The sequence below is a fragment of the Thermoanaerobacter sp. RKWS2 genome (assembly GCF_026240795.1).
Classification (GTDB): domain Bacteria; phylum Bacillota; class Thermoanaerobacteria; order Thermoanaerobacterales; family Thermoanaerobacteraceae; genus Thermoanaerobacter; species Thermoanaerobacter ethanolicus.
This window is the reverse complement of record NZ_CP110888.1, coordinates 2,024,284-2,036,568: the sequence shown is the minus strand read 5'-3', so window position 1 is coordinate 2,036,568 and position 12,285 is coordinate 2,024,284. Positions and strand designations below refer to the sequence as shown.

Annotated in this window: 13 protein-coding genes and 1 riboswitch; of the genes, 11 read left to right on the top strand and 2 right to left on the bottom strand. The window is 32.6% G+C overall.

All coding sequences use genetic code 11. The features are described 5' to 3' along the window. Positions 1-82: 82 nt before the first annotated feature. From OEI98_RS10820 to copZ, 9 genes are all read left to right on the top strand, one after another. Entirely contained in the window at positions 83-685 is a 603-nt protein-coding gene (locus OEI98_RS10820; RefSeq protein WP_004401626.1) for a DUF1847 domain-containing protein, read from the top strand. 241 nt (positions 686-926) lie between these two features. Then, complete coding sequence (locus tag OEI98_RS10815; RefSeq protein WP_006569411.1) at positions 927-1,394, top strand: Fur family transcriptional regulator; 468 nt, start codon at positions 927-929, stop codon at positions 1,392-1,394. Positions 1,395-1,501: 107 nt separating this feature from the next. Then, positions 1,502-1,721: riboswitch (cobalamin riboswitch) on the top strand. Positions 1,722-1,825: 104 nt separating this feature from the next. Beyond that, positions 1,826-3,904: a ribonucleoside triphosphate reductase gene (locus OEI98_RS10810; protein ID WP_074665976.1), complete on the top strand. Its 2,079-nt coding sequence runs from the start codon at positions 1,826-1,828 to the stop codon at positions 3,902-3,904. Then, on the top strand, positions 3,901-4,587 hold the full coding sequence (locus tag OEI98_RS10805) for an anaerobic ribonucleoside-triphosphate reductase activating protein (protein WP_074592549.1): 687 nt from the start codon (positions 3,901-3,903) through the stop codon (positions 4,585-4,587). Before OEI98_RS10810 ends, OEI98_RS10805 begins: the two co-directional genes overlap by 4 nt. 118 nt (positions 4,588-4,705) lie before the next feature. After that, entirely contained in the window at positions 4,706-5,035 is a 330-nt protein-coding gene (locus OEI98_RS10800; protein WP_266037849.1) for a hypothetical protein, read from the top strand. After that, positions 4,999-7,509, top strand: coding sequence for a PAS domain S-box protein (locus OEI98_RS10795; RefSeq protein WP_266037848.1), 2,511 nt, complete (start codon positions 4,999-5,001; stop codon positions 7,507-7,509). The genes OEI98_RS10800 and OEI98_RS10795 overlap by 37 nt, the downstream gene beginning before the upstream one ends. A gap of 67 nt (positions 7,510-7,576) precedes the next feature. Continuing rightward, entirely contained in the window at positions 7,577-7,933 is a 357-nt protein-coding gene (locus OEI98_RS10790) for a DUF134 domain-containing protein (protein WP_003868064.1), read from the top strand. A 101-nt stretch (positions 7,934-8,034) separates the two neighbouring features. Next, positions 8,035-8,670, top strand: a complete 636-nt coding sequence (locus OEI98_RS10785) for a DedA family protein (protein WP_009052711.1) — start codon at positions 8,035-8,037, stop codon at positions 8,668-8,670. An 88-nt stretch (positions 8,671-8,758) separates the two neighbouring features. Then, complete coding sequence (gene copZ, locus OEI98_RS10780) at positions 8,759-8,983, top strand: copper chaperone CopZ (RefSeq protein WP_003868066.1); 225 nt, start codon at positions 8,759-8,761, stop codon at positions 8,981-8,983. A 64-nt stretch (positions 8,984-9,047) separates the two neighbouring features. Here the strand turns inward: copZ and OEI98_RS10775 are convergent, their stop codons facing one another. Both OEI98_RS10775 and OEI98_RS10770 read right to left on the bottom strand, forming a co-directional pair. Then, the gene (locus OEI98_RS10775; RefSeq protein WP_003870552.1) at positions 9,048-9,200 is read right to left on the bottom strand and encodes a DUF1540 domain-containing protein; all 153 of its coding nucleotides are present in this window, start codon (positions 9,198-9,200) and stop codon (positions 9,048-9,050) included. Between the two features lie 636 nt (positions 9,201-9,836). Further along, positions 9,837-10,442: an FMN-dependent NADH-azoreductase gene (locus OEI98_RS10770; RefSeq protein ID WP_003868068.1), complete on the bottom strand. Its 606-nt coding sequence runs from the start codon at positions 10,440-10,442 to the stop codon at positions 9,837-9,839. Positions 10,443-10,855: 413 nt separating this feature from the next. On the opposite strand from OEI98_RS10770, the gene OEI98_RS10765 reads away from it, so the two are divergent. Both OEI98_RS10765 and cysK read left to right on the top strand, forming a co-directional pair. Continuing rightward, a complete protein-coding gene (locus tag OEI98_RS10765; RefSeq protein WP_003868069.1) occupies positions 10,856-11,221 on the top strand; it encodes a winged helix-turn-helix transcriptional regulator in 366 nt (121 codons plus the stop codon). A 113-nt stretch (positions 11,222-11,334) separates the two neighbouring features. After that, positions 11,335-12,270, top strand: a complete 936-nt coding sequence (gene cysK / locus OEI98_RS10760; RefSeq protein ID WP_074592547.1) for a cysteine synthase A — start codon at positions 11,335-11,337, stop codon at positions 12,268-12,270. Positions 12,271-12,285 lie beyond the last annotated feature (15 nt).

The following is a 12,285-nucleotide window of genomic DNA, read 5'->3' as shown; positions in this document are numbered from 1 at the left end:
AATAATCCCCTTGCACAGGGGAGAGGGATATGCTATAATTTTTTTAGCGAATATTGTATACAGTATACAAGAGGTGAATAAAATGAAGTCAATTTATACCTGTGGAGTATGTCCAAAAAAGCCTTGTGCTAAAGGGGAGGGGAATTTTCCTAAAAATTGTCCTACTATTGAAAAAAGAGATATTGTAGAACAGTCAGTTGCGATATACAAACAAGATGAAATGGTTCATAAGATAATGAACTTCGCCAATACTCTTCCTAAGAAGGAAAATGGAGAATTGAGAAGTAGGGCAGAAGAAATAATAGAGTTTATTAAGCAGATGGGATTTAAAACTATTGGCGTTGCATTTTGTTATTCTACGAGTAAAGAAGCGAAACAATTTGTAAAATTATTAGAACAATATGATTTAAAAATTGTTCCTGTTTGCTGTAAAGTCGGTTCTATTGATATAGAAGATATAGACATTCAAAAAGATAAAGAGGGATTTGTTGCTACTTGCAATCCTATAACACAGGCAGAGATAATGAACCAAGAAAATACAGAACTCAATGTAGTAATAGGTCTTTGCGTAGGCCATGACATACTTTTTAATAAATATTCTAAAGGGTTAGTCACAACACTGGTGGCAAAGGACAGAAAATACGCTCACTGTCCTGTAAAAGGATTAGAACTTGTTAATGTGTAATTTGGTATAAAGAGGCATTATACTTTTTGTATGAAGCCTCTTTTTTTATTGACATATGAATTAGAAAAAATAAAAAATAGGTAATTTTCAATAAAGGAATGCAATTTAACTCGGTATTGGTGGATGAGATAAACAATGCCTTGTGGAATAAATGGGAAAAAATGTACTAATAATTATTGACATATGTCAATAAAATGTGTATATTTAAATTGAACATATGTTAAAAATATGGTGGTCTATGATGGATAAAAACAAAAACGATTTGATGTCATTAATAATAAAAACATTGAAAGCAAATGGCTTAAAGATAACTGAGAAACGCCAAATTTTAATAGAGGTATTTTTGAAGAGCCCTAATATTCACTTTGATTTTGATACACTCCTTGAGGAAGTTAGGAAAGAATGGCCCCATTATGGTGTAGCAACTCTTTATAGGAATTTAAGAATTTTTGTAGATAAGGGAATATTATCAGAAAATATAATAGGAAACAAAAAATACTATGAACTTAAAATGTTTAACAAAAAAAAGATTCACGCTCATTTAATTTGCAAATATTGTGGTAGTATAGACGAATATTATAGCCCAAATTTGGTAAAGTATATAAAAATGATAGATAAAAAATATGACTTTGATGTGTATTATGGAGAATTGAATTTTTATGGAATATGCAGTAATTGTAAAAGGGCTATAAAAAATGATTTAAAATAGGCAAAAATAATGGCCTATTTTATTTTTTATATTGACAATGCAAGAAAGCAGTGGTATACTACATGTTGATGATATTAATAAATAATATACTAGATTTTGTGCAAAATAGAATATACACAGATACAGGTGCCCAATTTCAAAGGGAAATTGGGTTAAAAGGGAAGCAGGTGAGAATCCTGCACGGTCCCGCCACTGTGATGGTGAGCTCTTTACAATATGCCACTGTCTGTTCAAACAAAAGGAACCGTCCCCGATGTTTGAAAGGTGGGAAGGCGTAAAGAGCGATGAACCTAAGTCAGGAGACCTGCCTGTATTTGGATTACACTTGCTCTACGGTCGATAGAGGAGGTGAGGTACTTTGCACACCTCTTAACTTGCCGTAGAAGTTAAGGGGTTTAATTATTTTTACAAAAGAATGGAGGTTTAAAATCATGAGAATTGCTATGAAGGTTATAAAAAGAGATGGAAGGGAAGTTGAGTTTGATAAGATAAAGATTGCAAATGCTATATACAAAGCTTTTAAGGCAGTGGAAGAAGGGGAATACAAAGATGCCCTTGAAATAGCAGATGAAGTGACAGAGTACGTAGAAAATAATTTAGAAGGAATAGCCAGTGTAGAGCAGATTCAAGATATTGTAGAGCAATACTTAATAAAGCATGGTCATGCTAAAGCGGCAAAGGCCTATATTTTGTACAGAAAACAGCATCAAGAGATAAGAGAATTTAAAAAAATGTTTATGGACATTGAAAAAATGGTGGATGAATACATAGGGAAACAAGATTGGAGAGTAAATGAAAATAGCAATATGAGTTATTCACTTCAAGGTTTAAATAATCATATCTCCAGTACGATAACAGCTCATTACTGGTTAAACAAAATATATCCTCCAGAAGTTAGAGATGCCCATGTAAATGGAGATTTGCACATTCATGACTTAGGCCTTTTATCTGTGTATTGCTGTGGATGGGATTTAAGGGATTTACTGCTTTCTGGATTTACAGGGGTAGAGGGGAAAGTTCAAAGCAAACCTCCAAAGCACTTTAGGTCCGCTCTTGGACAGATTGTCAATTTTTTCTATACACTTCAAGGGGAAGCAGCCGGTGCACAAGCTTTTTCTAATTTTGATACCTATTTGGCACCTTTTATATATTACGATAATCTTTCTTACAAAGAGGTTAAGCAAGCTTTACAGGAGTTTATATTTAACATAAATGTTCCAACTAGAGTGGGATTTCAAACTCCTTTTACAAACATAACTATGGATCTTGTGGTACCGGAGATTATGGCAGATGAACCTGTTATAATTGGTGGTCAATTGATGGATAAAACATATAAAGAATTTCAAAAAGAAATGGACATGTTAAATATAGCATTTGCAGAAGTTATGATGGAAGGAGATGCCAGCGGGAGGATATTTACTTTTCCAATACCTACTTATAATATAACTAAAAATTTTGACTGGAATAGTCCTGTCATAAATAAAATAATGGAAATGACTGCGAAGTATGGTTTACCCTATTTTAGCAATTTTGTAAATAGTGATTTAGATCCCAATGATGTGCGTAGTATGTGCTGTCGGCTAAGGTTGGACAACAGAGAATTAAGAAAGCGTGGAGGAGGGCTTTTTGGAGCGAATCCTCTTACAGGTTCAATAGGAGTTGTAACAATAAATATTCCAAAAATTGGATATTTATCTAAATCAAAAGAAGAGTTTTTCCAAAGGTTAGAAAGGCTTATGGATATTGCAAAAACAAGCCTTGAAATAAAGAGAGAAGTTTTAGAGAAAATGACTGAAATGGGATTGTATCCTTATTCAAAATTTTACTTAAGAGATATAAAAAAGAGATTTGGATTTTACTGGAAAAATCATTTTAACACGATAGGACTCATTGGAATGAATGAAGCACTATTAAATTTCATGGGAGTAAGCATAGCCAGTGAAGAGGGAAGGAAATTTGCACTTGAAGTATTAGATTTTATGAGGCATAAATTAGAACAATATCAATTAGAATCTAATTTCATGTACAATTTAGAAGCCTCCCCTGCAGAAGGAGCTTCCTATAGATTGGCTAAAAAAGATAAAGAATTATTCCCCGACATAATAACTGCAGGTAGCGATGTGCCTTACTATACTAATTCAACACAGCTTCCTGTAGACTTTACGGAAGATATATTTACTGCTTTAGACTTACAAGAAGAGTTACAAACAAAATACACAGGAGGTACAGTATTTCACGGATTTATTGGAGAGAGTATAAACGATGTGAACACCTGCAAAGCTCTAGTCAAAAAAATAGCTTATAATTATAGAATTCCTTATTACACTATAACTCCAACTTTTTCAATCTGTGAAGACCATGGGTATATTTCTGGGGAACATTTTGAATGTCCTTACTGTGGGAAAGAATGTGAGGTTTACAGCCGCGTAGTGGGATATTATAGGCCAGTAAAGAATTGGAATGAAGGGAAGAAAAAAGAGTTTAAGGACAGAAAGGAATTTGTTGTATGATGTACGATTTTATGCCTGTTTCTTTTGCTGATTTCCCAGGAAAAATTGCAGCCACTGTTTTTGTAAGTGGCTGCAATTTTAAGTGTCCTTACTGCCATAACTCTTATTTAATTCAAATAAGGGAAGGTATACGGAGTGAAAAGGAGTTTTTTGATTACCTTAAAAAGAGAGCAAATTTAATAGAAGGAGTGTGTATTACAGGCGGAGAACCTACTCTTTGGAAAGGATTAAAAGATTTTATAAAAAATATAAAGGATTTAAATTTTAGTGTTAAGCTTGACACTAATGGATCAAGGCCACAAGTGTTAGAAAATTTATTAGAGGAAGGATTGCTCGATTATATAGCTATGGATATAAAAGCGCCAATAGAAAAATATGGCATATTTTTAAAAAACAAAAAAGATATAGATAATATTCAAAAAAGTGTAGAGATAGTTAAAAATTCTAATATAGATTACGAATTTAGAACTACTGTAAATGACAAACTACTTACTTTAGAAGATTTTGAAGCTTTAGCTGATTGGATTTCTCCTGCAAAAAGGTATGTTTTACAAAGGTACAAGTATGCTGAAGGTGTATTGGATAAGGAGAAAAGTGGAATTCAAGATTGTAATATTAGCTTTTTGAAAAAAATAAAAGAAAAACTGAATGGAAATTTTGGCGAAATATTAATAAGAGAATGAGAGAGGCACCTCTCTCTTTTTATTTTTCGGAAAAATGAACTTGATAATGGACATAAATTAAAAATGGATTTATAATGTATTTAGAAACATTTGTTTTTCTAGGGAGAGAGGGAATAGGATGGCTAGCAATATACATATTTCAATAAATTACCAGATATTAATTTTGTTGATTTTAGCAATATTTTATTTATTAGTGCATAATGCAGGAAAGGAAAAATATATTCTATTTTGGGGAAGTGCATGGGGACTTGATTTAATAAGATACGCCATGGAATATGCAATAGAATATGGGGATATGCCTAATACATTTTTGATACAGGTGATAGTATATGGTTTGCTTGTAATAAGTTCTATATTGTTTACTTATGGTTTTCAATCTTTTTTTGAAGTAAATTTTTTGCAAAAGGGTTTATGGATTATTTCACTAAGTTTAGGTGGTATGCAGTAAATAAAATTTTAGGAAGTAGTAATTATATAGCTGTAATTCCAATGTATATTTTTTTAGGGGTTATGAGTATATTTTCTGGTACATTGATATTTAAAAATTTCAAATCCTCAAAAGTGATTTCTAGTTTAGTCATAGGAATATTACTTATTTTAATGGGCATTCGTGAGATTACATTTCCCATTATAAAACACTTTAATTTGATAAATTATTTAGTTGATTTTGACCTTTTGTATTCCTTAAAAGTTATATTAGCGATTGCTTTACTGATGCATTTCTATGAAATTGCAAGCAATATATTAGCTATTATTTTTCACAAACAAGAAGAACTTATGAAATCTTTGAATAAAGAAAAAGAATGGCTTCGTGTTACATTAAAGAGCATTGGAGACGGAGTTATTGCTACGGATGCAAACGGCAATATAGAGTTTATGAATCCTACTGCAGAAAAGCTTACAGGGTATAAAGAAGGAGAGGTATTAGGAAAGAGAATTGATGAGGTTTTTAATATAATCAATGAAGATACGAAAGAGAAGGTAGAAATTCCAATAGAAAAAGTTTTAAAAACTGGTGAAATTACAGGGCTTGCAAATCATACTGCTTTGATATCAAAAGATGGGCATGTGATATCCATTGCCGATTCTGCTGCTCCCATAAAAGACTCAGAGGGAAATGTAATTGGGACAGTTATGGTTTTTAGAGACATAAGCGATAAAAGAGAGTATGAAAAGCTATTGAAACAGTATGAATTTATTGTAGAATCTTCTAATGAAGGAATTGGGAGTTTTGACCTTGAAGGCATTATTCAAACTTGGAATAAAGGATGTGAAAAAATATACGGCTATAAAGCTGATGAAATGATAGGCAAGAGCATATACACTTTGATGCCAGATTTTGAAAAAGAAAAAGTCAAAAATATTTTACAAAGATTGTTAAAAGGAGAAGAAATAAAAAGTTATGAAGGAATACGGATTACAAAAGAGGGAAAAACTATACATGTGCTTGTTTCACTTGCTGGTTTAAAAGATGAGTTAGGTAGATATATTGGTATATCTTTTATTTCCCGTGATATTACAAAAAACAAAAAAACCGAACAAATTTTAAAAAGATATAAACTGCTTTTTGACAATATAAATGACATAATTTTATTTGCAAGATATGAAGATGGCAAGATTATAGAGGTGAATAAAGCTGCAATAAAGGCTTATGGCTATGAAATGGAAGAACTTTTAAAGATGGATATTTTTGAGCTTTGTAATTGTGAGAAAGAGGAGTTGACTCAATTGTTAGATGTTGAAGCTGAAAGGGGTGTTTTGCTGAACTTACAACATAAGAGAAAAGACGGTAGCGAGTTTTATGTGGAGGCCAATGTAGTAAGTGTTGATTTTGAAAATGAAAAGCTTATTATGACGATAATAAGAGATATAACAGAAAGGAAGTTAGCGCAAGAGAAGCTTGAGCACTTGGGCACCCATGATATACTTACTGGCCTTTACAATAGAAACTTCTTTGAAGAAAAATTAGCTTTTGTTGGTAAACAGAATATAGTGCCGACTGGTTTGATAATTTGTGATGCAGACGGATTAAAACTTATCAATGATACAATAGGGCATAAGGCAGGAGACATGCTTTTAAAAACAGCGGCGGATGTGCTGAGAAAATGTTTTAGAGGACAGGACATTATCGCCCGAATAGGAGGAGATGAATTTGCTGTAATACTGCCTAACGCTAGCATTGAGATTGTAGAAGAAGCGGTTGATAGAATAAGAAAAATGGTTGAAAATAGTAAATTTACTTTTGAAAAAGAAAACATACCTTTAAGTATGTCAATAGGCTATGCAGTGAAGAATAATAGTTTTAAAAAAATTGAGGAAGTTTTTAAAGAAGCAGATAATAACATGTATAGAGAGAAGCTATTTCATAAAAGAAGCAGTTATAGAAAAGTATTAGATTCTATCTTAAAGATGTTTGAAATACGACAGCCTAAGCTACAAAAGCATCTAAATGCAGTCAAAGAAATTTTAGCAAACTTTGCCGAATATTTAAAACTTTCTCAAGTGCGGATAAAAAATTTAGAGCTTCTGGCTGAGTTTCATGATATTGGAATGGTAGGAATTTCAGATAAAATACTAGATAAGGTAGATAACTTAAATGAAGAAGAAAAATTGGAATTTCAAAAACATTGTGAAATAGGTTATAGAATTGCTATGTCATCGCCTGATTTAGCTCACCTTGCGGATATGATTTTAATGCATCATGAATGGTGGAATGGACAAGGTTATCCACTTGCTGTAAAAGGAGAGGATATTCCTTACGAATGTAGAATTTTGGCTATAGTAGATGCTTATGTGCAGATGATAGATGAAGAAGGGAAGGGGCTTTCTAAAGAGCAAGCGCTAAAAGAGATTAGAAAGATGGCGGGGATACAATTTGACCCTATTCTTGTTGAAAAATTTTTAGCCTTTATGAAGGATTGATATTTTTCTTTAAAAAGTATAAAATATTAAAGTAATCGTCATTTATTAAACAATAGGGTGTGATAAAATGCCAAGACCTCCAAAATGCAGATGGGTTAGAAGTGAACCAAATGTAACTCATTTTAAACCAGTAGGTGTGCCTATGTCTATGTTAGATGAAGTTATACTAACAGTAGAGGAATTAGAAGCTATAAGGCTTAAGGATTTAGAAGGTTTAGAGCAAGAAGAATGTGCTGATATGATGAAGGTGTCGAGACCTACCTTTTTTAGAATAATCAATTCTGCTAGACAAAAAGTGGCAGATGCTTTGGTTAATGGTAAAGCGATAAGAGTGGAAGGTGGAAATTACAGAGTTTATGAAGAAGAACAAAGAGGTCATAGAGGTATGCGACATAGACATGGCCACTGGGGTGGAGAAGATTAAAATTCTATTAAATTTTCATATTTTTTTACAAAACCTTTCATATATATAGTATAATTAATGCTGTGAATAAGAGTTACTATATATATGAAAGGATGAAGTAAATGGACCTTATAAAAAACTTCATTGATATTGTATTGCATCTTGATAAGTATTTAGGCAGTGTTATTCAAACTTATGGCACATATACTTACAGCATTTTGTTTTTTATTATTTTCCTTGAGACTGGCTTTGTGGTGACGCCTTTTTTGCCTGGAGATTCTCTTCTCTTTGCAGCAGGGACTTTTGCAGCAATTGGCAGTTTAAATGTATTTTATGTGGTTATACTTTTGGCATCTGCTGCCATATTAGGAGATACAATAAACTATCATATAGGGAAATTTGTGGGAGAAAAGATTTATGAAAGAGAAAATCTACGACTAATAAAAAGAGAGCATTTGCTGGAAGCTCGTGACTTTTATGAAAAGTATGGTTCTATTACTATTGTTGTAGGAAGATTTATACCAATTATTAGAACTTTTGTCCCTTTTGTAGCGGGTATTGGACAAATGAGATATTTTAAGTTTTTATTTTACAATGCATTAGGAGGAACGCTGTGGGTTTTACTTTTTACTTTAGGTGGGTACTATTTTGGGAATTTGCAAATAGTGAGAGACCATTTTGGATTGGTGACAATTGCGATAATTGTCATATCGTTAATACCCGCAATTATAAGCGTTTTAAAAAGGAAAAAACGTTGATGCAGGAAGTTTTTGATAAAATGTGTGCTGTTTCGATATAATATATTATTTAATATATTTTAAATTTTATGAAAGGGGAATATGGATTATGGGCCTGTTTGGAACTAAAGGTGAGACTATCGTTATAAATGTTAAAGGAATGTCATGCAATCATTGCAAAATGTCTGTCGAAACTGCACTAAAGAAATTAAATGGGGTATCGAAAGCTATTGTTGACCTTGACAAAGGTAATGTTACGGTAACATATGATCCTGCTAAAGTTTCTGTAGATGATATGAAAAAAGCAATTATTGATACAGGATATGAAGTGTAATACCTATTAAAAAATTTAAAGTGAAAGAAAAGCATTGAATGAAATATCAATGCTTTTCTTTGCGTTATCTTGGTTTAAATGTTGTGCATTCTGTTTCTGCACTAGTTTTTGCAGACATTACTTTTGAATTTATTTCAATCGATGGAGCATGACATTTCATATCTTTCCAGTAACTACAAGTATTTACTGAACATTTAACTACATTTTCTGCTGACATGTGACACACCTCGCTTTTTATTATCAAAAATAGTATTTGCATATATTATTTTATTATACCTTTCTGAAAACAAAATAACAGGGTGCTTTGCGCAGCTTAATGGCAATTCTTAAGAAAGAAAAACATTAAAAATTAATGGTAATATTTATAAGAGTATTAAAACAAAAATAGCAAAAAGTTTATAAGCTTTTAAAAAATACATGAAAGTGCATAAAAAGACCCCGCATCAAATGGGGTCTTTATAAATATTAGAAATAATGATAATGCTAAACTAATTTTAAAAGGTTTGTTTAGCAGTATCAATGGTTATTTCTAGAATAGTTCTAAACCATGGAAATTTCTCTTTCCTCATGTCAAATGGGAACGTTCTTTTATGAATTTTGTAGTTCTAGTGTTCAAAAAACCTATTCCTTTGTATATTTTTCGCTGAACTATTCGATTCCAAATTGTCGATTTAACCCGATTGCTCATTTCTATCTTTTTTTCCGCCTTGTTCATTTACCGACAGGAATTAACGCCCAAGTGTAACATTGACATAGCTATTCCATGCATTAACAACATGAGGTTCATCTTCGCATTGGGTTACGATAAAATATCTATCTGGCCTTTCTAAATTACTCATGGAAGACTTTTGTATTAAAATGTTTTAGCAACTTCCTGAGCTCGTTTGGTTGCCTCTGACACTATTTTTTCTACATCTTCTCCTATTATATCCAGTCTTTCTGCTACTATAGTTTCTACTACTTCAATTCCCATAAAGGTAAGTATTGCCTTTATATATCTGTTTGCCATTTCAAATCCTGAAAAAGGTCCATGAGTGTATTCCCCGCCAGTGGCCATGATGTGGACAGCTTTTTTGCCCTTCATCAGCCCCACGGCCCCTTGCTCTGTATATTTGAATGTTATACCTGATACTGTTATATAGTCGATGTAGGCTTTTAAAATGGAGGGAATACCTAAGTTCCACATAGGAGCAGCTATGACGTACTTGTCAGCTTCTGCAAATTGATAAGCATATTTTAATATTGGATGATCCTTTGAGCTATCAGTTTTGGGTCCAAAAATGCTGTTGATGTCATCCAGTGTCAAAAAATGTATTTTTTCTTTGTATAGATCCAAAGTGATTATCTCATCTTGAGGATTATATTCTTTATAGGTCTTTATAAATTGTTCAGATATCCTGAAAGTCCTTGATGCATCATCATTTTTGGGATTTGCTTTAATATACAATAATTTGCTCATATTTAGTCTCCTTTCGTGCGAAAAATTTTTGGTTAAAAAATTGACTTTTGAGCACTTGAATATGTATGCTGAATAAAAATCTTTTGCTATGCTCTATATAAAATACCTCAGAAAATGAATTGTCTACTGATTTATAATTATGTCGCTGGGCGTCTTTGAAATTCTGCATGGAGTTTTATACATTTTTAGTATTGAATGTTCACAAACAAAATATGTCTCCTTGTTCAGATGGAAGCTACTGTGGCTTTATCCAGTGCTTTCTATTAAGAAATTAAATATGTTTCTTATATTCCACCTCCAGGCATTGATGTTTTTTTGACGTTCGGGTAAAATAATATCAAATAAAATTACTTTTCGCAAGTACAACAATTTTTCATACGTAGTATAAAAAAACGTACTAAAGGGGTGTAAAGATGGAATTAAGAAAAGGATTGTTAAATGTAAAATGTCCTATAGCTGTTACTCAATACGTGGTAGCTGGCAAATGGAAGCTGGTCATAATATGGCAGCTACGAGAAGGGCCTAAGCGTTTTAATGAGCTGAAAAGGCTTTTGCCTGATATAAGGCAGGGATACTTGACGCAGCAGCTAAGGGAATTAGAGAGGGATGGCCTTGTACACAGAGAAGTGTATAATGTGGTACCACCCAAAGTGGAATATTCACTGACTGAAATAGGTATTAAATTTCTAGAAGTCATGGATAAAATGCATGAATGGGGTAGTGAATACATTAAATTTTTAGAAGGGAAGATCGACTCGCAGCAAAATGCTACAGAATAACAGCATAACGTGAATATATCCATTGACATTAATTTAAGATTGTGATACTGTAGAAAAGAGAAAAATTATAAATTCATATCGAAATACTCGGAATTAAAAGGAGGCAAAAAGCTATGCCTGAAAGAGAAGACAAAATTTATGAGGATATAACCCAGCTTATAGGGAATACACCTATTGTTAGATTAAATAAAATTGTTCCAAAAGATGCAGCGGAGGTCATAGTAAAATTAGAGTCTTTTAACCCAGGTGGAAGTGTTAAGGACAGAATTGCATTAAATATGATAAAAAGAGCTGAGGAAGAAGGAAGATTAAAACCTGGTGGGACAATTGTTGAACCTACCAGTGGAAATACAGGCATTGGTCTTGCGATGGTTAGTGCTGTAAAAGGGTATAAGTTGATTCTTGTAATGCCTGATACGATGAGTATAGAACGACGAAATTTACTTTTGTCATATGGAGCAGAGCTTGTTTTAACACCCGGTGCAGAGGGCATGAAAGGAGCCATAAAAAAGGCACAAGAAATTTTGGAATTAAATCCTGATTATATAATGTTAGATCAGTTTAAAAATCCTGCGAATCCAGAAATACATGAACTTACAACGGCAAAAGAAATATTAAAAGATACAAATGGAGAAATAGATGCATTTGTAGCAGGTGTAGGTACAGGTGGAACAATATCCGGGGTAGGAAAAGTTTTAAAGCAATATAACAAAAATATAAAGATTTTTGCAGTTGAACCGGAAGAATCTCCTGTATTGTCAGGCGGCAAACCTGGACCTCATAAGATACAAGGAATAGGAGCTGGATTTATTCCTGACACATTAAATCTTGACATTATCGATGGAATTATAAAGGTAAAAGAGAGAGATGCTTTTGAGATGTCAATGATACTTGCAAAACAAGAAGGGATTCTTTGTGGTATTTCTTCAGGCGCAAATGTTTTTGCGGCAATTGAAGTTGCAAATCGCCTCGGGAAAGGAAAACGGGTTGTAACTGTGTTGCCTGATACTGGGGAAAGATATTTAAGTATGCACAAAGTTTTTGAATAAAAAAAGCAGAATATG

Excerpts from the sequence above, each read along its gene's own strand:
- OEI98_RS10820 (WP_004401626.1), top strand. The coding sequence starts at position 83 with ATGAAGTCAATTTATACCTGTGGAGTATGTCCAAAAAAGCCTTGTGCT.
- OEI98_RS10815 (WP_006569411.1), top strand. The coding sequence starts at position 927 with ATGGATAAAAACAAAAACGATTTGATGTCATTAATAATAAAAACATTG.
- OEI98_RS10810 (WP_074665976.1), top strand. The coding sequence starts at position 1,826 with ATGAGAATTGCTATGAAGGTTATAAAAAGAGATGGAAGGGAAGTTGAG.
- OEI98_RS10805 (WP_074592549.1), top strand. The coding sequence starts at position 3,901 with ATGATGTACGATTTTATGCCTGTTTCTTTTGCTGATTTCCCAGGAAAA.
- OEI98_RS10800 (WP_266037849.1), top strand. The coding sequence starts at position 4,706 with ATGGCTAGCAATATACATATTTCAATAAATTACCAGATATTAATTTTG.
- OEI98_RS10795 (WP_266037848.1), top strand. The coding sequence starts at position 4,999 with ATGGATTATTTCACTAAGTTTAGGTGGTATGCAGTAAATAAAATTTTA.
- OEI98_RS10790 (WP_003868064.1), top strand. The coding sequence starts at position 7,577 with ATGCCAAGACCTCCAAAATGCAGATGGGTTAGAAGTGAACCAAATGTA.
- OEI98_RS10785 (WP_009052711.1), top strand. The coding sequence starts at position 8,035 with ATGGACCTTATAAAAAACTTCATTGATATTGTATTGCATCTTGATAAG.
- copZ (WP_003868066.1), top strand. The coding sequence starts at position 8,759 with ATGGGCCTGTTTGGAACTAAAGGTGAGACTATCGTTATAAATGTTAAA.
- OEI98_RS10775 (WP_003870552.1), bottom strand. The coding sequence starts at position 9,200 with ATGTCAGCAGAAAATGTAGTTAAATGTTCAGTAAATACTTGTAGTTAC.
- OEI98_RS10770 (WP_003868068.1), bottom strand. The coding sequence starts at position 10,442 with ATGAGCAAATTATTGTATATTAAAGCAAATCCCAAAAATGATGATGCA.
- OEI98_RS10765 (WP_003868069.1), top strand. The coding sequence starts at position 10,856 with ATGGAATTAAGAAAAGGATTGTTAAATGTAAAATGTCCTATAGCTGTT.
- cysK (WP_074592547.1), top strand. The coding sequence starts at position 11,335 with ATGCCTGAAAGAGAAGACAAAATTTATGAGGATATAACCCAGCTTATA.